General features: G+C 64.4%; 21 protein-coding genes and 3 pseudogenes. 10 read left to right on the plus strand and 14 right to left on the minus strand.

The window, feature by feature from the left end; all coding sequences use genetic code 11:
* Positions 1–30 precede the first annotated feature (30 nt).
* Complete coding sequence (gene fen, locus ACFQJB_RS09415) at positions 31–1,011, minus strand: flap endonuclease-1 (protein WP_379726564.1); 981 nt, start codon at positions 1,009–1,011, stop codon at positions 31–33.
* Positions 1,012–1,067: 56 nt separating this feature from the next.
* The gene (locus ACFQJB_RS09420) at positions 1,068–1,709 is read right to left on the minus strand and encodes a GNAT family N-acetyltransferase (protein WP_379726567.1); all 642 of its coding nucleotides are present in this window, start codon (positions 1,707–1,709) and stop codon (positions 1,068–1,070) included.
* 59 nt (positions 1,710–1,768) lie between these two features.
* Between ACFQJB_RS09420 and ACFQJB_RS09425 the strand changes: the two genes are divergently transcribed.
* Together ACFQJB_RS09425 and ACFQJB_RS09430 are read left to right on the plus strand one after the other, a co-directional pair.
* A complete protein-coding gene (locus ACFQJB_RS09425; RefSeq protein WP_379726570.1) occupies positions 1,769–2,380 on the plus strand; it encodes a class I SAM-dependent methyltransferase in 612 nt (203 codons plus the stop codon).
* 30 nt (positions 2,381–2,410) lie between these two features.
* Entirely contained in the window at positions 2,411–2,812 is a 402-nt protein-coding gene (locus tag ACFQJB_RS09430) for a DUF3054 domain-containing protein (RefSeq protein WP_379726573.1), read from the plus strand.
* Between the two features lie 16 nt (positions 2,813–2,828).
* On the opposite strand, the gene ACFQJB_RS09435 is transcribed toward ACFQJB_RS09430, so the two are convergent.
* Both ACFQJB_RS09435 and ACFQJB_RS09440 read right to left on the minus strand, forming a co-directional pair.
* Complete coding sequence (locus ACFQJB_RS09435) at positions 2,829–4,436, minus strand: hypothetical protein (RefSeq protein WP_379726576.1); 1,608 nt, start codon at positions 4,434–4,436, stop codon at positions 2,829–2,831.
* Positions 4,437–5,257 (minus strand): annotated as a pseudogene (locus ACFQJB_RS09440) (ABC transporter ATP-binding protein). It lies immediately after the preceding gene.
* 261 nt (positions 5,258–5,518) lie between these two features.
* Here ACFQJB_RS09440 and ACFQJB_RS09445 point away from each other — a divergent pair.
* Both ACFQJB_RS09445 and ACFQJB_RS09450 read left to right on the plus strand, forming a co-directional pair.
* The gene (locus tag ACFQJB_RS09445; protein ID WP_379726579.1) at positions 5,519–5,734 is read left to right on the plus strand and encodes a hypothetical protein; all 216 of its coding nucleotides are present in this window, start codon (positions 5,519–5,521) and stop codon (positions 5,732–5,734) included.
* A 55-nt stretch (positions 5,735–5,789) separates the two neighbouring features.
* The gene (locus ACFQJB_RS09450; RefSeq protein ID WP_379726582.1) at positions 5,790–6,788 is read left to right on the plus strand and encodes an ornithine cyclodeaminase family protein; all 999 of its coding nucleotides are present in this window, start codon (positions 5,790–5,792) and stop codon (positions 6,786–6,788) included.
* Between the two features lie 16 nt (positions 6,789–6,804).
* Here ACFQJB_RS09450 and ACFQJB_RS09455 read toward each other — a convergent pair whose 3' ends face one another.
* The 3 genes from ACFQJB_RS09455 to ACFQJB_RS09465 all read right to left on the minus strand — a co-directional run bounded on the left by ACFQJB_RS09455 (position 6,805) and on the right by ACFQJB_RS09465 (position 8,667).
* Positions 6,805–7,872: an mRNA surveillance protein pelota gene (locus ACFQJB_RS09455; protein WP_379726585.1), complete on the minus strand. Its 1,068-nt coding sequence runs from the start codon at positions 7,870–7,872 to the stop codon at positions 6,805–6,807.
* Between the two features lie 88 nt (positions 7,873–7,960).
* A complete protein-coding gene (locus ACFQJB_RS09460; RefSeq protein ID WP_379726588.1) occupies positions 7,961–8,305 on the minus strand; it encodes a hypothetical protein in 345 nt (114 codons plus the stop codon).
* Complete coding sequence (locus ACFQJB_RS09465) at positions 8,302–8,667, minus strand: MarR family transcriptional regulator (protein WP_379726591.1); 366 nt, start codon at positions 8,665–8,667, stop codon at positions 8,302–8,304. The genes ACFQJB_RS09460 and ACFQJB_RS09465 overlap by 4 nt, the downstream gene beginning before the upstream one ends.
* Positions 8,668–8,867: 200 nt before the next feature.
* Between ACFQJB_RS09465 and ACFQJB_RS09470 the strand changes: the two genes are divergently transcribed.
* The gene (locus tag ACFQJB_RS09470) at positions 8,868–9,134 is read left to right on the plus strand and encodes a ribbon-helix-helix domain-containing protein (protein WP_379726594.1); all 267 of its coding nucleotides are present in this window, start codon (positions 8,868–8,870) and stop codon (positions 9,132–9,134) included.
* Between the two features lie 12 nt (positions 9,135–9,146).
* A pseudogene (locus tag ACFQJB_RS09475) lies at positions 9,147–9,444 on the plus strand (type II toxin-antitoxin system RelE family toxin).
* Positions 9,445–9,465: 21 nt separating this feature from the next.
* On the opposite strand, the gene ACFQJB_RS09480 reads toward ACFQJB_RS09475, so the two are convergent.
* The 4 genes and pseudogenes from ACFQJB_RS09480 to ACFQJB_RS09495 all read right to left on the minus strand — a co-directional run bounded on the left by ACFQJB_RS09480 (position 9,466) and on the right by ACFQJB_RS09495 (position 14,153).
* Positions 9,466–10,539 carry a guanosine monophosphate reductase gene (locus ACFQJB_RS09480; protein WP_379726597.1) on the minus strand — a complete coding sequence of 358 codons (1,074 nt, stop codon included), beginning with the start codon at positions 10,537–10,539 and terminating at the stop codon, positions 9,466–9,468.
* A 220-nt stretch (positions 10,540–10,759) separates the two neighbouring features.
* Positions 10,760–11,755, minus strand: coding sequence for a phosphoribosylformylglycinamidine cyclo-ligase (gene purM / locus ACFQJB_RS09485; RefSeq protein WP_379726600.1), 996 nt, complete (start codon positions 11,753–11,755; stop codon positions 10,760–10,762).
* 51 nt (positions 11,756–11,806) lie between these two features.
* Complete coding sequence (locus ACFQJB_RS09490; RefSeq protein WP_379726603.1) at positions 11,807–12,457, minus strand: metalloprotease; 651 nt, start codon at positions 12,455–12,457, stop codon at positions 11,807–11,809.
* Positions 12,454–14,153: pseudogene (locus ACFQJB_RS09495) on the minus strand (TraB/GumN family protein). The gene ACFQJB_RS09490 and the pseudogene ACFQJB_RS09495 overlap by 4 nt, the downstream one beginning before the upstream one ends.
* A gap of 128 nt (positions 14,154–14,281) precedes the next feature.
* On the opposite strand from ACFQJB_RS09495, the gene ACFQJB_RS09500 reads away from it, so the two are divergent.
* On the plus strand, positions 14,282–14,782 hold the full coding sequence (locus tag ACFQJB_RS09500; protein WP_120103363.1) for a bifunctional nuclease family protein: 501 nt from the start codon (positions 14,282–14,284) through the stop codon (positions 14,780–14,782).
* Here the strand turns inward: ACFQJB_RS09500 and ACFQJB_RS09505 are convergent, their stop codons facing one another.
* Both ACFQJB_RS09505 and ACFQJB_RS09510 read right to left on the minus strand, forming a co-directional pair.
* Positions 14,783–14,944 (minus strand): PDZ domain-containing protein, encoded by a 162-nt coding sequence (locus ACFQJB_RS09505; RefSeq protein ID WP_379726606.1) that lies wholly within the window; start codon positions 14,942–14,944, stop codon positions 14,783–14,785.
* Entirely contained in the window at positions 14,941–15,924 is a 984-nt protein-coding gene (locus ACFQJB_RS09510; RefSeq protein WP_379726609.1) for a S1C family serine protease, read from the minus strand. Before ACFQJB_RS09510 ends, ACFQJB_RS09505 begins: the two co-directional genes overlap by 4 nt.
* A 99-nt stretch (positions 15,925–16,023) precedes the next feature.
* Here ACFQJB_RS09510 and ACFQJB_RS09515 point away from each other — a divergent pair, with 99 nt between their 5' ends.
* Both ACFQJB_RS09515 and cobT read left to right on the plus strand, forming a co-directional pair.
* Positions 16,024–16,485, plus strand: coding sequence for a hypothetical protein (locus ACFQJB_RS09515; RefSeq protein WP_379726612.1), 462 nt, complete (start codon positions 16,024–16,026; stop codon positions 16,483–16,485).
* Positions 16,478–17,542 carry a nicotinate-nucleotide--dimethylbenzimidazole phosphoribosyltransferase gene (cobT, locus tag ACFQJB_RS09520; RefSeq protein WP_379726615.1) on the plus strand — a complete coding sequence of 355 codons (1,065 nt, stop codon included), beginning with the start codon at positions 16,478–16,480 and terminating at the stop codon, positions 17,540–17,542. The genes ACFQJB_RS09515 and cobT overlap by 8 nt, the downstream gene beginning before the upstream one ends.
* 18 nt (positions 17,543–17,560) lie before the next feature.
* On the opposite strand, the gene ACFQJB_RS09525 is transcribed toward cobT, so the two are convergent.
* Entirely contained in the window at positions 17,561–17,971 is a 411-nt protein-coding gene (locus tag ACFQJB_RS09525; protein WP_379726618.1) for a hypothetical protein, read from the minus strand.
* A gap of 211 nt (positions 17,972–18,182) precedes the next feature.
* Here ACFQJB_RS09525 and gpmI point away from each other — a divergent pair, with 211 nt between their 5' ends.
* Complete coding sequence (gpmI, locus tag ACFQJB_RS09530; RefSeq protein WP_379726621.1) at positions 18,183–19,703, plus strand: 2,3-bisphosphoglycerate-independent phosphoglycerate mutase; 1,521 nt, start codon at positions 18,183–18,185, stop codon at positions 19,701–19,703.
* Positions 19,704–19,762: the final 59 nt, after the last annotated feature.

The following is a 19,762-nucleotide window of genomic DNA, read 5'->3' on the forward strand; positions in this document are numbered from 1 at the left end:
CAACCCACAAAAACGCGCGGACTTCGAGACTCAACTCCAGCGGTCGAGGCCAGTCTGGACGACAGCTGACTCGATCCGCTCAAAGCCGCGTTCGACTTCGTCGGCGTCGACTTCCCACTGTTCGGTGACATAGGCGCGAGCGGCGTCGAGATCTGGGTCGATGTCGCTCTCTATCTCGTAGTCATCGGTGACCGGCGGATCGAAAAACAGCTCCCGGATTCGGTCGGCGAACTCGATGTGCTCGCCGCGGGCCTCCAAGACGCCGAAGAGGTCGCCGTGTTCCGTGATCAGCTTCACGCCGGTTTTCGGCCCGATCCCGCTGATCCCGTCGTTGAAATCGGTGCCACAGAGCATCGCCACATCGACCAACTGCTCGTAGGTGATATCGTGCTCGTCAAGCGTCGGCTGGAGTTCCATCAGTTCGGGATGGCCCTTGCTCGTCAACTCCCGGAGCGTGCTGGGCGCGCCGAACAGCAGCGTGTCGTAATCCTCGCTGCCGACGTAGTCGGCGTCGCCGATCTTGTTCATGTAGGCCGCTTGGGCTTCGCCCTCGGCGGGTGCGTCGATGTAAGGGACATCGAGCAAGGCGAGCAGATCGCGGGTCGTCTCCTGAATCGTCTCGGTGAGTTGGACGGTGCGTGCCGACAGGCGAGCGGCTTCGATACTGTCGCCAGCGGCTTCGGCTTCCGCCAATCGTTCCTCGGCTTGCTCGCGTTGCTCGCGGCGTTTCTCGACCTCGTCGTCCTTCAGTTCGGTGACGCCGCCATCGAAGACGAAGATCGGCGTCAGATCGTGTTCGAAGAACTTCGGGAGGCCCTGGACGACGCCGATCAGGTTGGCGACTTCGGTGCCGTCGTCGGTGGTATAGATCGCGTCGTCAGTCCATTTGACCGTCGTCGTCAGATACCGATACAGCCAGTTGTGGGCGTCGACAGCGACGGTGCTACCCTCGATATCCGCGAACGGACACTCCGAGAGGGCCGCCAGCGAGCGAAGATCCGAATTTCCCATATCGAGCGAACGGCTGCCGGCGGCTTGAAACTCCCGAGTCGATCCACAGAAGTCAGCTACTGATCATCGACAGCCGACAGCAACATCGGTGGCGCAACGTCACCGTGCTCCGCGAGAAACTCGGTTTCCGCCGTCGACAACCCTTCGCGCTCACGGAAGACGTCGAGCCCGCGCTGGTAGCCCGATTGCGACGCGACGGCTGGCTCGTCGATTGGGCGATCAAGCACAAGCTCGGCCAGCCCGGTCTCCCGATCAGTGTAGCTAAAGCCCGCCTTGTAGAGCGCGTGATACGAGAAAGCGTTGTTGACCGCGATGGCGATCCGGTCGTAGCCCGCTGCGGCCGCCCGCGATGTCAGAAACGCGACGAGCTGCGGGCCGAGTTGCTGGCCGTCGCCGCGGAGATCGTCCCGCACCGTCAGATAGCGGATTTTCAGCGTTGAGGGGTCGGTTCGATCCGGACTGAACGTGATCGCTGCAAGGATATCGTCGGCGAAATCACTCGCCTCGACGCCGTCCGGCAGCGACGCCAACGATTCGGGTTCGCTATCCGTAGTTTCTGTCGCGCGCTCGGCAGCGTCACCGCGGATCACCGCCACACCAGTCCCGGCGGTAACGAACTTCCCGGCGTAGCTGAATCGCCGGTAATCGAGCCGCAGCGTGGGGTCGGCCTCGGCCCAGCCCAGCAGCGCGAACTCCATATCTCAGTTCAGCACTGCCACCCCCAAGAGTTCTTTTGCCGTCGCCACGGAGATTGACTATGCACGGCGTCGGCGACGGCCGTTTCTTCGACCGCTTTGCTCGCATCTACGACTGGGTGATGCCGGCAGCCGACCGGCAGTCGCTGACGGCAGCCCTCTCGCGGGCCGACGGCGACATCGACCGCCTGCTCGACCTCGGCGGCGGCACGGGCCGGGCGACTATCGCTGTCGACGCGCCAGAACGGATCGTCGTCGATATCTCACGGCCGATGCTCCAGCGTGCGCGAACGCGGACGGCGAACGGGCCGGGGCGACCGACCGATCCACCCGGCCCGCTGGCGACGCTACAGGGCGACGCCGGCCGGCTGCCAGTCGACGACGACGCGGTCGACGCGACGATTGTCGTCGACGCCTTCCACCACATGCCGGTACAGGAGGCCGTCGTCAGCGAAGCTAAGCGCGTGATTCGTCCGGGCGGCGTCTTCGTGGTTCGTGAGTTCGATCCGAGTCATCCACTTGGGTGGGTGTTGGCCCGCGGCGAGGGCGTTATCGGCATGGATTCGACGTTCCACCCGCCGGGAGATCTCGCGGAGCTACTCGCTGACGCCGGGTTTTCGGTCGAGGTACTTGATTCGGGATTCGAGTACACCGTCGTCGGGACGAACCGCTGAAGGTTTTACCTCGCAGTCGAAGGGGTGGGTATGCTCAACGACCGCGTCGATACGGCCGGCCTCCCGCTGGCCGTCGGGGATCTGCTGGCGATCCTCGGCGTGTTGACGATTGGCATGGTACAGCACGGCTCACTGTTCGATCAAGGCGGTATCGATTTCGCCCACGCAGGCGGCGTTTACGCCCCCTTCGTCATCGGCTGGCTCATCGGTGCTGTCGTGATCGGAGCCTACTCCGCGGGCGCAGGCGAGTCCGCGAAGGCGGCGATCCCGCTGGGGCTCCGGGCGTGGGTAGTCGCCGCAGTCGTAGGGTTCGCGCTGCGAGCGACGGTGTTTACGGGTGGGCTCGCGCCGATCTTCGTGGCGATCACGCTCCTGCTCACCGGCGCGCTGATCGCCGGGTTCCGCTGGCTCTTTTTCAAGATCGTCGGTTAAGAAGCCGCGACCGTTTCTACTCCATCCGGTAGCCTTCGACCGTTCGGCGCGCATAGAGGAACGAAAACAGGCCGAATGCGACGCCAAACACCGCCGTTATGGCGATCCCAACACCGCCGAAGACGACCGGCGAGACGCCGAGGGTGTCGGCGACGAGGTGGGTGATGAGACCGGTGTGCGTGAGCAACAGCGGGAGCGCAACGATGGAGACGATCAGCGAGTAGATGACGAAGGCGAACGTACTCGGAATAATCGCCTTCCGGCTTCGGGAGACGCTGACGGCCTCGTGTCGCGGGAAGGCCGCGCCGATCCCGGTCGCAATCGGGCCGGCACAGCCCGCTATCACGACCGCCCCGATAGTCAGCGTCGCAACCGACGCGAGCGACTGCGGGCCGGCGATTCCGAGCGCGACGACCGCGAGCGTCGTCGCCGGCAGGCCGAGGAGCGCGCCCGCGACGAGGTGACCGCCGACGAGTGCGCGCGCCGGATCGGGGCTCAACACCGTCGCTGGCAACACCGCCCCCTCGTTGCCGATGACGTTGAGCGTGAACAGCGCGCCCGTGACCCACGCGCCACAGAACGCCACCAACACCGGAAACGAGCCAGCAACGCTGCCGGTTTGGATGGTTTCCATGATCGGCGTCACCAGTATGAACGCCGGGTAGATCGCATACGACAGCGAGATCGGCGCGCGGCGGGCCCGCGTCCAATCGACGGCGACGACGCCGGCGATGGGCTGGGGAAGCCACCTGAGGAGTCGCCCGCCGGTCGCGTCGGTCGGGGTCGCCGTCGATTTCGTCGTTTCGAGCCCGTCGGCATACCAGAGCCAACCCGCCAGCCGCGTCAGAACGGGCGCGCCCACGACGAGACCACCGGCAACGACAACCAGTCCGGCGGCCGCGCGGGTGAATGAGGCATCGACACCAGCGGCGAGCAGCGCGGCTTCGCCAACCCAGCCGATCGGCGTCGGCGTGAGAACCCCGATCAGCGGGCCGAGCACATCCGAGGTCGAGTTTGAGAAGAGAACCGCAAAGTACGCCAGAAAGCCGGCGACGAAGACGACCGTTCGCAGCCGGTAGAGCAGCCGGGAGCGAACGCCGCCGTTCTTGACCAGCAAGGCGACCCCAACCCCGGTAGCGAAGCCGGTCGCTGCCAGTAGCGTGGCCGCCACGAAGACGACCGGCGCGGCAGCCAGCGAGCCGGAACCGACAGCGAAGGCGATGGCTGCCAGCGCGAGGACGATGACTGTTGGAGTCCCAAGTACCGTCGCCTCGGCAGCGAACAGCCCAACCAACAGCTGGCCGTGGGAGATCGTCGTCAGCAGCCCGTCGCGGTTGTCAGGATCGAGCAGCGACGTATAGCCGCGAATCCCGCCGAAGACGGCGGTGGCCAGCCAGATTCCGACGGCGACCTGTCTGGCGAAACGGATCGGCGTCGATACCTCGCCGGTGAGCGCGCTGCCAGCGAAGTAGGCACCGCCGACGATGACGCCGACGGCGGGGAGCAGAAACAACACCATCAGCGCGATCCCGAGCAGTTGGCTCGGATTGTCCCGCAGCGTCCGCCAGCGACGACGGAGTTCGGTACGACCGACCGTCCGGGTTCGTTGCCAGGAGACCGACATCTATCGCTCCGTCGCCGCCGCGTCGGGCTCGCCAGCGGTGTCGACATCGTTGTTGTCGGGGACAGCCGTCGCCGCTGTCGACGATTCGGTCGTCACCGACAGGAACACGTCTTCCAGCGTCGAATCGTCGCCGGCTTCGGCGGCTGCCGTCAGTTCCGCCGGCGCGCCCTCGGCGACGATTTGGCCCTCGTAGAGCACGCCGACGGTGTCGGCGAGTTCCTCGACGACCGAGAGGATGTGCGTCGAGAGAAAGACCGTCTGGCCGTTGTCGGTCAAGTCGTCGATGGCGTCGATGACGGTGCGGGCGGCACGGGGTCGAGCCCGCTGGTCGGCTCATCGAGGAAGACGACATCGGGTTCATGGAGGAGCGCCTGAATCAGCCCGATCTTCTGGCGCATCCCCTTCGAGTAGTCGTCGAGTCGGCGGTCGGCGTCGTCGGTGAGATCGAAGCGGTCGAGCCACTGAGTGATTCGGTCGGTGGTCGGCTCCGGTGGGAGGTCACGCAGCCGAGCGAAATACTGGAGCTGTTCGCGGCCGGTGAGTTCGTCGAAGACCGGTGGCTCCTCGGGCAGATAGCCAACGTGTTGCCTGACGCCCTCGCGGTCGGTGATCGATGTGTCGAGGATCGCGGCGTCGCCGCTGGTCGGCGCGGTCAGCGTCGTCAACATTCGCATCGTGGTCGTCTTGCCCGCGCCGTTTGGGCCGAGGAACCCGTAGACTGAGCCCTGCTCGACGGTGAGGTCGATCCCGTCGACGACCGGCTCGCCGTCGAAGGTCTTAGTCAACTCGCGGGCGGTGATCGCCGGTGGCTCGTCGGTCATCGGTGGCCCATCGACAGGGGTGAGGTTGCCAGCGATGGCGTCGATACTGGACGCTCGGAGGTGGGAGGGCCGAACATGCTGTTGGGTGTCTGTTTCGGAAAGAATCGCATAAACGCTGTGATGTGAGCGATTGAACCTTCCGCACAGTCGGGAGCCGTAGCATTGCTATAAGTTATAGGAATATTTGATGTGGCCACGTAGAAGTCATGAACAAACCACGAGAAAAATTTATTAGTGATTTTGTCGTAGTGTACAATAGCCATGGTACAGTACTACGACTACGTACTCGGCGTGATTCCGCTGGTTTTGGTCGGCCTCACCGCCCTCCTCACAGCCGTCGGCCTCGATCTCACCACCGCGATCCCGGTCGGGGCTGGCGTTGCCGCGCTCATCATCGGCCACGCGCTGTTCGTCAACATGCCGACCCACCCGACGGCGGAGTCCGCCGACACGTCCCAGCGAGCCAACGCCGAATAGCGCGCGAATCGTTCCGTGACGACCCTTTTTGCCCGTGTGGCGTCGAGATGGATGCGTGACTGAGACGCTATTTCTCACCAGCGACGACGTGGCAGGACTGGCGACGCCAGCGGAGTACGTCGAGCGCGTCGCCAACGGCTATCGGCAGCGCGGGGAGGGCGCGCCCGCCGAGCCCCGCACCGCGCTGTTCGGTGACGATCCGGCAGGCATGTTGACGAGCTACAGCGCGATCCTGCCCGAGGATGGCTACATGGGCGGGTATACCTACAGCGCGGGCTTCGGTGCGGGCGACGCGTGGTTCATGACACCGCTGTTCGACGCCGACAGCGGCGATCCGCTGGCGCTGCTGGACGGCGCGAGCATGAACCCGTTCAAAACCGGCGCGACCGGCGCGGTCGCCGTTGACACCTTGGCCCGCGACGATGCCGAGACGGTCGGCCTCATCGGCTCCGGCGCGCAAGCGCGTGGGCAGCTCCGCGCGACGGCGACAGTGCGGGATCTCACCGCGGTCGACGTCTACTCGCCAACACAGGCCAACCGTGAGGTGTTTGCTGACGAGATGATCGAGACGCTCGGCGTCGGTGTCACCGCCGTCGATTCGAGTGCGGCCGCCGTCGCCGACGCGGATATCGTCATCACCGCAACGACCGCTGGCGAGCCGGTTGTCGACGGCGACGAGTTGGCTCCCGGGACGCATGTGACCGCAATGGGACAGTACAATCCGAGCAAACGCGAACTCGATACCACGACCATCGAACGGAGCACCTATGTCCCGGATCTCCGCGATCGCGCCACACAGGACGCCGGGGCACTGCTGCACGCAATCGAAACAGGGGTCGTGACTGAGTCGCATATCCATGCCGAACTCGGCGATATCGTCGCCGGCAACGCCGCGGGCCGGACGAGCGACGACGAAATTACCGTCTTCGATAGCGGCGGGACGGCCATCGAGACGGTGGCGGCGGCGGGCATGCTCTACGAGCGCGCCCGCGAGCAGGGTCTCGGTTCAACAATCGAGTTCGCCCCAGCGAGCGACGCGTTGACTGGAAAATAGATCGCGGGAGCAGGAATTACTGTAGGCGATACCGTAGTAGCGCGGCGATTCCGCCGAAACTATCGAGCTGTTGGCCGGGCTGGAAATCCGACGAGAAGACGGTGATCTCGCCGCCCTGCTGTTCGACGGTTTCGATCACGTCGTTGATGTCGAGGGCCCAGTCGCCGTCGCCCTGTCGTTCGTCCCGCAGGCGATTGTCGAGGATCAACAGTTCCTCGACCGCGCCGAAGTCAGCGGCCTTCTGGACTTCGTCGATCCCGTAGGCCGCTTTCGCGCCGTCGGCGATCCGCTCCATCAGTTCGTCGATGGTCTCGGCCTCGCGGGCAATCCGGGTTTCGTCCTGTACTTCCTCGACCGCGCCGCGTTTCAGGACTTCGTGGACGCCGCGGCCGCCCGCACTGGAGGTGTCGACGACGGTAATCAGGTCGGCGAGGTTGCGGTACTCCTCCTCAATGTAGTCGCGGGCGTCCTGCTTCGTGAAGCCGGGGCCGGCGAGGATGATCGCGTCGGTGTCGAGATGCGAGAGGGCGTCGCCGAGTTCGGCGAACAGTTCGTCGCGCGGGCGGGAGTACTCGCCTTTGCCGGTGGGTTTGGTGAACGAGGCGTACTCGTCGACGCCGTACTCCTTGACGAGATGGATGTAGGCCTCGCCCTCCTCGACGGTGGCGATGGCGACATCGGGGCTGTCGGCGGCCTGCTCGGCCTCCTCGATGCGCTCGATCTGGTCGGCCTTGAACTGCTTTTCAATCGTCAATTCGTCGTGGGCTTCGACGTTGAGCGTGTGGTGGTGGCCGAGTTGATCCTCGCGGGAGCAGCCGGTGATCGCGCCGCCGACGCGCAGGCGGTTGGCGAAGCGGGCGAACTCCACGTCCGAGACTTCGATGGTCACCGAGAGGTGTTCGCGCTGGCCGCCGGTGTCGCGCATCTGGTCGTCGTCCCGCTGGATGCGCCTGGTGGTGTCGCCGGAGACGAGGTCGCCAGGTTCGAGGACGTAGGAGAGATGCCAGAGATCGTCGACAGTTTCGGGCGTCAGCGTCAGCCGCTCGCGGCCGGCCTCGCCCTGTCCGCGGCTGGAAATTCGCATAGCGGGTGTTCAGGTGGCGCGGTAACAACGCTTGTGTTCTCTCTCGAATCGGATTCGAGGATCTCAGCGCAGATGAAGACAGCGCGTACTACGGTTCGACACCGATCACTGAGGCGGCAGCGGCCGCAACTTTCTGAGTCGCTGCCGATGTGAGCGATCCCTTCGGGCGAATGATGTTGTCGTGTTTGAGCGTGAATAGATACCACGGAGAGGCATAGCTATCCTCACCCGGATCGCCCATTTCCCACGCTGCTCGGTCAAGTGCAATCGCTGTTGGTCGTTCCGTGCGAGTGAGGCCGACCACAGCGTATTCCCTACCATGAAACGGATGTGATGGCCCACTGAGAATTAAAAATGGTCGCTCGGCTGGCTTTGATTTGAATGGTGCAGGATGCCAGATGACATCGCCGCGCTGGAAGGGCGCGTCGGTCATCGATGCTCTCGCGGATCAACGTCGCTGTCAGCCCACCCGTCGAACTTGTCGTCCGCATGTCGCTCCTCGAAGGCAGCCATGCTGTACATGGAAGCTCCGATAGCAGCGAGACGGTCGTCGTCAGTGACAGACCAGTACGGTGGCTCGTGTTCGACTAACCCTTGATCGGCCAATCGGGACAGTGTCGGATTGAGACTACCGCGTGGTATGTCGACCTCCTCGGCGATTTCCGCCGGTTTGAACCCGAGATCAGGGTGCTGGGCGAGAAACGAGAGGATCTTGTGCGCGTTCGAGCCCGGATCGATAGCGAGCGTGTCGACTGTCTCACTGGTTTGTTTGTACTCATCGAACTCCACTGGCATATTCGAACGTATCTTTTGTATGAGTTTGTATGTTTGGGTGAGTTCAGTCCGACTCGACGATCTGTTCCAGTCCCTGCTAAGTCAGCCCGGACACCACAAGTACGTCGTGGGCACTCTCGCGTTCATTTGCATCATCGGAGGCTTTCATGATCACTCGTACTGGCGACACACCTAATAGTACCACCCGTGTACCACGATACATGAGCACGGAGACGCCCGAAGACAGCGAGATGGTGAAACTCAACGTCAAAGTTCCGGAGCCACTGCTTGCGGAGATCGACGAGCTGGCCGGCGAACTGAACTACACGAATCGCTCGGAGTTCGTGCGCGAGATATTGCGCGATACGACCGAGCCGATCCTGACACCCGGCGCGAAAGAGGGGATCGCCCAGGGGTATGCCGACGTGGCAGCCGGCCGCACGATGACGCACGAGGAAATGAAAGAGAAGTACGACGTAGACGATTGAGAGGGCTGACAGGTGGCTCACGATATCGTCTACGCTGAGACGCTCGATGAAACCCTCGAGGATCTAAAAAGAAGACGCCCAGCGCGTCATCAGCAAACTCGGTGAGATCGCTGATTTTCCCGATCACTTCCTCGACTCGTTGAAGAATCATCCGGGCTACAAGCTGCGTGTCGGTGACTTCCGGGTACTGATTGACTGGGACAAAGATAATGAAACGCTGTACGCTATCGATGTGTTCGAGCGAAAACACGAGTACCGCGAACTCGGAAACTACCGGGAAGTGTGGGGTTCGTGGCGCGACGAGGACTAAAATAATAGCCCACCCGGGATCTTAGTCCGACTCAACGACCTGTTCGATACCCGGCTGCGCTGCACCGGACTCCACGAGCACGCCGTGGGCACTCTCGCGTTCCTTCGCGCCGTCGAAGACTTTCACGAACACCGCGTTCTCGCGAGCCTCGGGAATCGTATGCCCGCCGCAGTAGCTCAGCCCCGAGCGAATACCCGCGAGGAACTCCTCGGTCAGCGGCGCGAGCGGGCCCTTGTACGGCGTCAACGCCTCGACGCCTTCGCCGGAATCGACATCAATCTCCTTATCCTCGCGGTCGTCGTTGGCCGCGGTCGAGGCCATCCCGCGAGAGCGTTTGAACCGCTCGCCGTTGCGCGTGACGACGCGTCCCGGTGCCTCCTCCGTGCCGGCGAAGAAGCCGCCCATCATCACCGTCTCCGCGCCGGCCATCAGGGCCTTCGCGGCGTCCCCGGAGTTCTGAATCCCGCCGTCGGCCATGACCGTGATCCCGAGTTCGTCGGCGCGGTCGGCACACTCGTCGACCGCCGAGAGCTGTGGGTAGCCCGCGCCGGCGACTTCGCGCGTCGTGCAGTGCGACCCCGGCCCGACGCCGACTTTCACGCAGTCCGCGCCCGAGTCGTACAGATCTTCGACGGCGTCGGGCGTGACGACGTTGCCGGCGATCAGTTCGGGGTCGTACTCGGCGCGGATCTCTGCGACGGCGTCGAGTGCGCGCTCCATGTGCCCATGGGCGACATCGAGAACGACGGCGTCGCCACCAGCCGCCAGAATCGCCTCGGTGCGGTTGAGGTAGTCCTCGTCGATGCCGACCGCCGCGGCGACGGGGCCGCCCTGCTCGGCGACCTCGCGCACTTCCGCGGCTTGCTCCTCAATCGAGAGGAAGCGGTGGATGACGCCGAGTCCGCCGATGTTGGCCAGTGCGGCCGCGGTCTCGGCTTCGGTGACGGTGTCCATCGCCGCGCTGACGATGGGCGTGTCAAGCGTCAGCGACGGCGTCAACTGTGCGGTGAGGTCGATTTCGCTTCGACTATCCACAGCCGATCGCTGTGGAACCAGCAGTGCGTCTCCGTACGAGAGTCCGGTGCGGATCTCCATGTGTAACCCTGATTAGACAGGGGTGACGCGGTATTAACCCTGTTCGTCTCGGGTGCTGCTGCCGCAGCGCAAACGATTTAGCCGCTGGCGCGCCTATCTTGAGAGAACACACGTCACGTTTGCGGGACTCCATGTGTAACCACCCCCATTTTGTGACGTGTGTCTCCAGTCGGTGAGCAACGGGTGTGTCAGCCCGTGAGTGACGCGCTGGCGTCGAGTTCTAAAGGTCGAGGCCGCGAATCGAGACGCCAGCCCCGGCGTCGTGGTCGCCGCTCGCTTCGACGTGACCGATCACCCTGCCGTCGGTCGCGGCTGCGAGGTCAGCGGCGGCCGCATCGTCGCCGACGGCGGCGACGAAGCCGGTGCCCATGTTGAACGTCGTGTGCATCTCGGCGTCGGAGACGTTGCCCTGCTCTTGAACAAAGTCAAAGACGGGCTGGGCGTCGAAGGGGTCGTCGACGACGTAGCGGTGCTCACCGAGCCGCTGGAGGTTCCCCCACCCGCCGCCGGTGATGTGGGCCGCGCCGCGAACGCCGTGGGCGCGCATCGGCGTCAACAAGTCAGTATAAATTCGGGTCGGCTCCAGCAGGGCCTCGCCGATGGTCTCGTAGCCGTCGAACGGGCAGGGGTCAGTATACTCGTGGTCGCGGGTCGTCGCCGTCCGCGCCAGTGTGAGTCCGTTGGAGTGAATCCCCGAGGATGCCCAGCCGACGAGCGTGTCGCCCGGTTCGGCCGCGCCGTCGAAAAGGCCGTCTTTGTCGGCGAGGCCGACGCAGGCCCCGGCGAGATCAAGCCCTTTCACGACTTCCGGCATCACCGCGGTTTCGCCGCCGACGAGTTCGATATCGGCCTGGTCGGCGCCGGCGGCCAGCCCCTCGCCGATCTGTTCGGCGAACTCGTCGTCGGGTTCGTCGATCGCGAGGTAATCGACGAAGGCGACCGGCCGGACGCCGGCGGCGACGAGATCGTTGACATTCATCGCGATGCAGTCGATGCCGACCGTCGAGTAGTCGCCGAGGGCTTCGGCGACGAGCAGTTTCGTCCCGACGCCGTCAGTCGCCAAGGCGAGATACCGGTCGCCGATATCGAGTAAGCCGGCGTAGTCGCCCTCGCTGTCGCCGACCGCGTCGATCAGCGCGGCCGTCGCCGACTCGCTGGCTTCGATATCGACGCCCGCATCGGCGTAGGTGAGTTCGTCGTCCGCATCGTCAGTCATACCTCACAGCGCGGGCAGCGAACACAAAAGCGCGATGATTCGGCGGGTCGCTTAGATGATGCTGATATCGAGCGTCGTCCACGCGATGTAGGTCAACGCCGCACTCAGCAGGAATGTCCCGCCCCAGACCGGTTTGCTCCACGTGATGACGGTTTTCCCGTCAAGTGGGCCGAACGGCACGAGATTGAACGCCGCCAGAAACAGGTTGACGATGATCCCGAGTTGGCCGAGCAAGACAAGCAGCCCCAGATTGAGCCCGACACCGCCCAGATACACAGGCAGAAAGACCGCCGCCAACACGAGATTCATTACCGGGCCGGCGATAGCGATATGGCCGTGTTCTTTCGCGTTCAGGTAACCACGATGGTGTACCGCACCGGGCGCGGCAAAGATAAACCCGAGCAGCGCGCTCATCACAGCCAGAAACAGCATGTTGTAGTCAGCCCGGAACTCCGCGACCTGACCGTAGTTGACAGCGACGACCTTGTGGGCGAGTTCGTGCAGCAGGAAGGCAACACCCGCCGTCAACAGACTCACGCCGAGCAACACCACCAGCGGGAGCCCGACCATCGCCAGCAGGTTCGGCCCACCGCCGGCGAAAAAGATAGTGAAGGCCAGCCCCAACGCGGCCCAGGCGACCAGCAGATCACGCACCTCACGACTGCTGAACTCGTAGTCGCCGATCCGGTAGGCGGTGCTCATGTGATCGTCCTCCAGATCAGTTCCGCGCTGTTGCGCGCGCCGTCGAGCATGAGCTGTGAGATCCCATCGACACCGCCGAGTTCGGTGCCAAGCAGAGGGAGGATGTAGCTCACAAACAGCGCGCTGGCGACGATACTCCCGACGTTCGTTAGGGCAACAACCATGATCAGCTTGAACAGCGGGACATCGAACATCTCACCGAGGATCTCGCCGATCGGTTTCGTCTCATCGGAGAGCAGATCGTTGAGCGTCCCGATGTCGCCGACGTTGACCGTCAGATGCCGAAGCTCGACGTAGCCGGCGAACCACCCCGGCGCGAGGGCGGGGTTGATCGAGGTCATCCACGCGACCGCACCGCCGACGCCGGCCGACGACCACCGCGCGCCAGCCAGCTTGGCGAAGCCGGCGGCGAACACCGCGTTGATCAGGAACCACGCGCCGAACACGCGCAGCAGAAAGGCGTTTTGCACGCCGGCCATCGCCAACAGCACGAAGAAACTCACGAACGCGACCGAAAGCACGATCCCGATGATCTTCCCCCACGGGATCCCACGGCCAGTTTCCTCGCCGACCAGCGTGTCCATCGGCGGCAACGAGGCGGGATCGTCGAGGTAGCCCTCGATCCCCGCGCGGTGGCCGGCACCGACGACCGCCAGCACGTCATAGCCAGCATCTCGAAGCCCGACCAGTTGGTGGGCGATGTAGGCGTCGCGCTCGTCGATCAGGGCTTCCGCGCCGCCGGGGCTAAACTGCCGGAACTCCTCCATCATCACCGTCACCACGTCGGCGTCGGTCAGCTCCTCGATCTCCATCTCGTCGATACCCCCTCAGGATCGGGGCCACTCGGCCCCAGTAGGCCGATCACCACAGCAGCGACCAGCCCGAGTGCGAGCCCGCCGACGAGGCCAAGCGTGAGACTGCCGATGATCGTCACGGCGAAGCCACCGAGTAGCGAGCCGACAGCGGCGTCGGCAACACCGGAGGCGGCAACGACGGAGGCAACCGCCCAGCCACCGCCAAGCGAGGCGATAAGGCGACGGTCACCACCGAGCGCGAGCCCGGCGAGTTGATCGAGGAGGAGGGCAGCAGCGAGGCCGAGCAGGCCGCTTGCGGCAGCGCGAAGATAGACCGCCTCGGTGATGCCGACCGCACCGCCAAAGAGAGCGAGAGCAGGGCCGGCGACCAGACCGACGATGAGGCCGACCATCACGCCGACAACACGGCTGTCGGTGACGCCGAAGGCGAGGCCGCCGACCATCCGCAACTTTTCGGTGATCGTCATCCGCGCCCAGAACCGCTGGATCGTCTCCTGGATATCGCGGTCGACGAGGGCGACGTCGATGCCGTGTTCCTCAGCGGATTCGACGGCGGCCAGCATATCCGCGCCGGGGTCGATGTCGAACTGCTCGCCAAGACGAGTTTGGACGTACGACAGCATCCAGTAGGCGAGGAACTGGAAGACAGTGTTTCCCTGCAGCAGGTCGCTGGCGTCGAGGTCGTCGGGCTCGTGGCCCTTCAGTTGGCGGTAGCGACCGTCATCGAGTTCGACGGCGACGATATCCGGCTGTTCGTCGGCGATCGCGGTTTCGACCTCCTCGACGCTGGCCTGGGAGACGTGGGCGGTCCCGATGACCGATACCGACCCCTCGCCGTCGGATGGCTCGGTTCGGGGCGGTCGATCCGCGGGCTCAGTCATTGGCCGCGTTTGTCCACCGGCGGGTTTACCAGTGTCGGAGTCAACGTTTGGCAGCCACAGCGAGTGGAGCGTGAAGCCACCACCACCCGCGGGAACAGCTATTCATACGTCCCACCCAAAGGGTGAGTATGTCACACGATGCAGCGGTTGAGGGGATCGGAATGGGCGTCGGTCCCGACGGAACCAACGTCCCCGCCGTCATCCTCACCGCACGCGATGAATACCTCCCGATCTTCATCACCAGCGATCAGGCACAGTCGATCCGCCATTCCCTCTCGGGCGAGCCCTTCGAGCGACCGCTGACACACGATCTGCTCGTCGAGATGGTCACCGAGTTCGGCGGGGCGATCGACGGCGTCCGGATCGACGAGTTGGCCGACGGTACCTTCTACGCCAAGATCGACGCCGAGCGATACGTCGACGGCCAGCCAGAAACGTTCGCCTTCGATGCCCGCCCCAGCGATGCCATCGCCCTCGCCGTCCGCAGCGAGTGTCCGATCAGCGTCTCGGATGAGATCCTCGATGCTGCCGGGCGCGATCCAGACGAGATCGAGGTCGAAAAGCCGGAACCTGACCGCGACGACGAGCTGGTGCCGGACGATCTGTTTTCCGACGATCCCGACGAGTAGCTACGCGTCCGGCAGTGTTCCAAGCGTCACATCGACGACAATCTCTTCGCCGTCTCGGAGGACTCGAATCGGGACTGTCTGTCCGGGGCGGGTTTCCAAGGCAAGCACCCGGCTTAACTCGTCAGTATTGTCGATCTCGCTGCCGCCGATCGCCAGAATCACGTCGCCACCAGTCGGGATAGCCGCCGCGCCGGATTGCGGCTGGTCTGGCGTTGGCTCGTCAGGTGTCGGCTCGGAGCCGTTTGCTGGGGGTCGTCGGTGTCGCTATCGTTGCTATCGTCAGAATCTGAGTCCGCGTCGTCGCTGCCGGTGATACTCGGCTGTAAGATCCCATCGCTTGGGCCGCCGTCAGTTGTTTCGACGACCAACACGCCACGCGGGCGATCGAGGCCGTTGGCATCGGCGATCTGCGGTTCGACCGTGAGAATCGTCACGCCGAGATAGGAGTGGTCGTAGCTCCCCGTCTCACGGAGTTCAGGGATGACACGGGTTGCCAACTCCGCCGAGACCGCGAAGCCGACATTGCCGCCCTGGGAGGCGAAGACGACGCCGGCAACATCGCCCGCGAGATCGACCAGCGGGCCGCCGCTACTGCCTGAGTTGACCTCGGTGTCGGTCTGGATCGCCGCCGGGATCGAAAACCGGCTGAGTCCCTGAACGGAGCGGCCGCGCGCGCTGACGATCCCCCGCGACAACGACTCACTGAGGCCGAACGGCGCGCCGATGGCGACGACCTCCGCGCCGACCGGCGTCGGCTCAGTCACGAATGACAGGGTCTTCGGCACCGAGACCGAGGAATCGAGTTCAAGCACCGCGAGATCGCTGTGTCGATCCGAGCCGACAACGCTGGCGTCAGCCCACTGGCCGTCAGCCAGCCGAACCGTGACCTCAGATCCGGGGTCGACGACATGGTGGTTGGTGACGATCGTCCGCGGATCGATCGCGAACCCGGATCCTTGGCCCACCTTCCGGTCGTTTTCGGCAACGTGGACAACGACAACAGCAGGCAGTACCTCGTTGTAGACTCGGGTGTACGGGCTCTCGCCGCCCTCACTGTCAGTCCCTCGCGGCGCGGCACAGCCGGCAACCGCAGCCGCACCCGTCGCAACCGACGCCAACAGCGCGCGTCGCGTCTGTTCCATACACGGAGGGCGTCGCCGCCGGCAAAAACAGTCCGATCAGCGGCGGCGAGCCACTCAGGCGACGACCACACTTATTCCGCGCGTCGGTATAGCTGAGGTATGCCAGTCACCGCCGAGCCGCCCGACCCCCCAACGCTCGAATCGGTCGATCCAAACGAGTACGAGGACGCCGAGGTCGTCGGCGACACTGACTACAGACGCGAGGAGATCGAGACCTTTCTGCGGGAAGGCGCGTGGGCCGAGGCCTTCGAGGCGTGGGCCGCCGACACCGATCTCGACGACGACGGCTTCGAGATCATCATCGACATCGAGATGCTCCAGCACTTCGATTTCTTCTGGGATGGGTTTGCCGACCGGGTCGGCTACCACGCCCCCGGCATCCCCGAGGACTGGAAACAGCGCGATCTCCATCCCGACCTCGATAGCTGGGCGACGGTGTCGGCGATCAACGCCGGGCTGACCGAACTCGGCCAGCAGGTGTGTGAGGTGCTGTACGACGAGTATATCGACTGGGAATCGGAGTACGAAGCCCCCGACGATCTGCCGGATTTTGATGACTGACGCGTCGACATCGGCTGGGGACGACACCTCAATCGCGGTGTCGATCCCACCGCTGGATGAAACGGCCCGCGAGGCGGCACAGGAACAACAGACACAGCTACTCAAACCGCCCGGCAGCCTCGGCCGCCTCGAATCGATGGCTGTCGATATCGCCGCCATGCAGGCGACGCCGACCCCGAGTGTCGACCCCGCGGTGATCCTCACGCTGGCGGCCGACCACGGCGTCACAGCGGAGGGCGTCAGTGCCTACCCGAAATCGGTGACCGCCGCGATGGTCGACGCTGTCGCCAGCGGCGATGCCGCGATCAACGCCATCGCTGGGGCCAACAAGATTACCACCCACATCGTCGACATGGGCGTCGACGGCGACGTGCCAGCGAGCGTCATCGACTACCATATCGCCGATGGCACCGCGAACATGACGGTCGAGCCCGCACTGACGACCACGCAGGCACGCGAGTCAATCGCTGCCGGGCGGGCACTCGTCGAGGAGCACGCCGCCGAGGCAGGTGTCATCGGCCTCGGCGATCTGGGGATCGGCAACACGACCGCCAGCGCGGCGATCACCGCCGCGCTAACTGGTACCACGGTTGAGGAGGTAACGGGCCACGGCACCGGAATCGACGAGGCAACCCGACAGCAAAAGATCGAAACGATCGAGCGGGCACTCGCGGTGACCGATCCCAACACCGACGACCCGCTTGACGTCCTCCGATGTGTCGGCGGCTTCGAGATCGGCGGACTCGTTGGGGTGACGCTTGCGGCCGCCAGCCGGCGGATTCCTGTCGTCGTCGACGGCGTTGTGACGGGGGCAGCTGCCGTCGTGGCCGCCGAAATCGACGAGCGCGTCAGCGACTATCTGCTTGGCTCGCACGTCTCAACGGAGCCGGCCCATGCGGTGCAACTGGACGCCCTCGACAGTCCGCCCTGTCTCGACTACGAGATGGGCCTCGGCGAGGGCACCGGCGCGGCAGTTGCGATCGGCACCTACCGGGCGGCCTGCCGGGCCCACACCGAGATGGCGACGTTTGCTGATGCCGGCCTCGACGACGCTTAGGCGTGGTAACCGGTGGGATCACCCCTCGCCAGTCTGGTAGATCTGCGTCTCGGTGCCGTCCTCGTAGATCGCATAGACCTCGATCTGATCTTGATCGACGGTTTTCTCCTGGCCGGAGACCTGCAGCGTGTCGATGAGGTTGCCCTCGGTATCGCGGATCTCAACGTAGGCGGCGTCACCGGGGTTTGTCCACGTGACAGTCGTTCCGACCGCAGTCGACTGGGTATCGACCGAGACATCTCTGTCGGGCGTGTCATCGTCGGCCTGATTTTGTTGCAGGCCACGGTCGTCGAACTCACCGCTAAACACCGCTGCACCGACGACAGCGGCTGTCGAGGAGGTGATGACCAGCAGGATCGCAACGCTCAGAATGTTGATAATATCGATGACCGCGCGTTCTGACGAGCGGTCGGTGTGACTGATACTCATAGACAGGTGTGCTCCCCGAGCAGCGGCGATTGGTCGATGTGAAGAGGCCAGTAGCAAAAAACCCACCGGCACGGCTGAATGGGTGGAAACCGGCGAGTCCACCGCAGTGGGCGTCGATACATAGAGACTGCTGGGTCGTTGCGCAGAAACGACAACCACAGGCATCGACACAAAGGGAACTGTCATTACCCCAGCGGGCGAGGGCCGACACATGCGAGGCGCGCTCATCGTACTTGACGGCTGGGGACTCGGCGATCACGACGGCCGCGATGCGGTGCGGGCGGCCGAGACACCGACATTCGACCGACTACGCGAGACAGGTGCGTTCGGCACGCTGCGCACTCATGGCCGACGCGTCGGCCTCCCCGAAGGCCAGATGGGCAACAGCGAGGTTGGCCATCTCAACATCGGCGCGGGCCGGGTCGTCAGACAGGCCTACACGCGGATCGTCGACTCGATCGAGGACGGCAGCTTCCGCGACAATGACGCTCTCAATGACGCCCTCAGCTACGCCGACGACCACGACGGCGCGGTACACCTGATGGGACTGGTCAGCGACGGCGGCGTCCACTCGGATATCTCTCATTTCCAAGCGCTCATCGAACTCGCCGCCGATCGCGGTGTCGACGCAGTCACTCACGCCTTCACCGACGGGCGAGATACAGCCCCGAAATCCGGCGCGGGCCATCTCGAAACGATCGCCGAAACGGCCGCCGACCACGGTACCGGCGATGTCGCTACCGTCTCCGGCCGCTACTACGCGATGGATCGCGACGTTAACTGGGAGCGGACAAACCGCGCCTACGATGCGATCGTCAACCGCGAGGCCGACCACGAGGCCGACACAGCGGTTGCGGCAGTCGAGGACAGCTACGCCCGCGACGACACCGACGAGTTCATCGAGCCGACGCTGGTCGCCGACCAACCAGCACTGGCCGACGGCGATGCGATCATCTTCGTCAATTTCCGGGCCGACCGCGCCCGCCAACTGGTGCGGATGCTCGCCGACATCGAGCCGGAGTGGGAGGTCGAGACCAGCCCGCCGGATACCAAGCTGGTGACGATGACCCAGTACGACAAGACGTTCGACCTTGATGTCGCCTACCCGCCGGAACAGCCCGCAAACACCCTCGGGGAGGTCGTCGCCGACGCCGGCCTCGACCAGTTGCGACTTGCGGAATCCGAAAAATACCCCCACGTGACCTACTTCCTCAACGGGGGCCGGGAGATCGAGTTCGACGGCGAGCGCCGCGAGATCATTAAAAGCCCGGCGGTGGCAACCTATGACCTCCAACCCGAGATGCACGCCGAGACGGTGACCGACACCGCCATCGACATCATCGAGGCCGACGACCCCGAGTTGCTCGTTGTCAACTACGCGAACCCGGATATGGTTGGCCACACCGGCGACTACGAGGCCGCCATCACCGCCGTCGAGACGGTCGACGAACAGCTTGGCCGGCTTGCCGAGACGATTCAGGCCGCTGGCGGCCATCTCATCGTCACCGCCGACCACGGCAACGCCGACGACATGGGTACCGAAGCCGACCCCCACACTGCTCACACGTTCAATCCCGCACCCGTCATCTACATCTCGCCGGATGGCGACGACGGCGGGCAGACGATGCGAGACGGCGGCGCGCTCTGTGACCTTGCGCCGACGCTGTTGGAGTTGATGGAACTGCCGACGCCCGAGGAGATGACCGGCGACCCACTGCTTGAGGACGCCTGAGGATACCTGACGGCAGCATCGACAGCTGCGAGAGACGGTACGGTTTTGCCGACCGGCAT

Source organism: Halonotius sp. GCM10025705 (assembly GCF_042662885.1).
Classification (GTDB): Archaea; Halobacteriota; Halobacteria; order Halobacteriales; family Haloferacaceae; genus Halonotius; species Halonotius aquaticus.

What these genes read in the sequence shown, in the direction of transcription:
- ACFQJB_RS09515 (WP_379726612.1), top strand. Translation starts at nt 16,024, where the DNA reads ATGCCAGTCACCGCCGAGCCGCCCGACCCCCCAACGCTCGAATCGGTC.
- ACFQJB_RS09525 (WP_379726618.1), bottom strand. Translation starts at nt 17,971, where the DNA reads ATGAGTATCAGTCACACCGACCGCTCGTCAGAACGCGCGGTCATCGAT.
- ACFQJB_RS09465 (WP_379726591.1), bottom strand. Translation starts at nt 8,667, where the DNA reads ATGCCAGTGGAGTTCGATGAGTACAAACAAACCAGTGAGACAGTCGAC.
- ACFQJB_RS09500 (WP_120103363.1), top strand. Translation starts at nt 14,282, where the DNA reads ATGTCACACGATGCAGCGGTTGAGGGGATCGGAATGGGCGTCGGTCCC.
- ACFQJB_RS09455 (WP_379726585.1), bottom strand. Translation starts at nt 7,872, where the DNA reads ATGCGAATTTCCAGCCGCGGACAGGGCGAGGCCGGCCGCGAGCGGCTG.
- ACFQJB_RS09460 (WP_379726588.1), bottom strand. Translation starts at nt 8,305, where the DNA reads ATGACCGACGCGCCCTTCCAGCGCGGCGATGTCATCTGGCATCCTGCA.
- ACFQJB_RS09435 (WP_379726576.1), bottom strand. Translation starts at nt 4,436, where the DNA reads ATGTCGGTCTCCTGGCAACGAACCCGGACGGTCGGTCGTACCGAACTC.
- ACFQJB_RS09420 (WP_379726567.1), bottom strand. Translation starts at nt 1,709, where the DNA reads ATGGAGTTCGCGCTGCTGGGCTGGGCCGAGGCCGACCCCACGCTGCGG.
- ACFQJB_RS09490 (WP_379726603.1), bottom strand. Translation starts at nt 12,457, where the DNA reads ATGAGCACCGCCTACCGGATCGGCGACTACGAGTTCAGCAGTCGTGAG.
- ACFQJB_RS09445 (WP_379726579.1), top strand. Translation starts at nt 5,519, where the DNA reads ATGGTACAGTACTACGACTACGTACTCGGCGTGATTCCGCTGGTTTTG.
- cobT (WP_379726615.1), top strand. Translation starts at nt 16,478, where the DNA reads ATGACTGACGCGTCGACATCGGCTGGGGACGACACCTCAATCGCGGTG.
- ACFQJB_RS09425 (WP_379726570.1), top strand. Translation starts at nt 1,769, where the DNA reads ATGCACGGCGTCGGCGACGGCCGTTTCTTCGACCGCTTTGCTCGCATC.
- ACFQJB_RS09480 (WP_379726597.1), bottom strand. Translation starts at nt 10,539, where the DNA reads ATGGAGATCCGCACCGGACTCTCGTACGGAGACGCACTGCTGGTTCCA.
- ACFQJB_RS09430 (WP_379726573.1), top strand. Translation starts at nt 2,411, where the DNA reads ATGCTCAACGACCGCGTCGATACGGCCGGCCTCCCGCTGGCCGTCGGG.
- fen (WP_379726564.1), bottom strand. Translation starts at nt 1,011, where the DNA reads ATGGGAAATTCGGATCTTCGCTCGCTGGCGGCCCTCTCGGAGTGTCCG.
- ACFQJB_RS09510 (WP_379726609.1), bottom strand. Translation starts at nt 15,924, where the DNA reads ATGGAACAGACGCGACGCGCGCTGTTGGCGTCGGTTGCGACGGGTGCG.
- ACFQJB_RS09470 (WP_379726594.1), top strand. Translation starts at nt 8,868, where the DNA reads ATGAGCACGGAGACGCCCGAAGACAGCGAGATGGTGAAACTCAACGTC.
- purM (WP_379726600.1), bottom strand. Translation starts at nt 11,755, where the DNA reads ATGACTGACGATGCGGACGACGAACTCACCTACGCCGATGCGGGCGTC.
- gpmI (WP_379726621.1), top strand. Translation starts at nt 18,183, where the DNA reads ATGCGAGGCGCGCTCATCGTACTTGACGGCTGGGGACTCGGCGATCAC.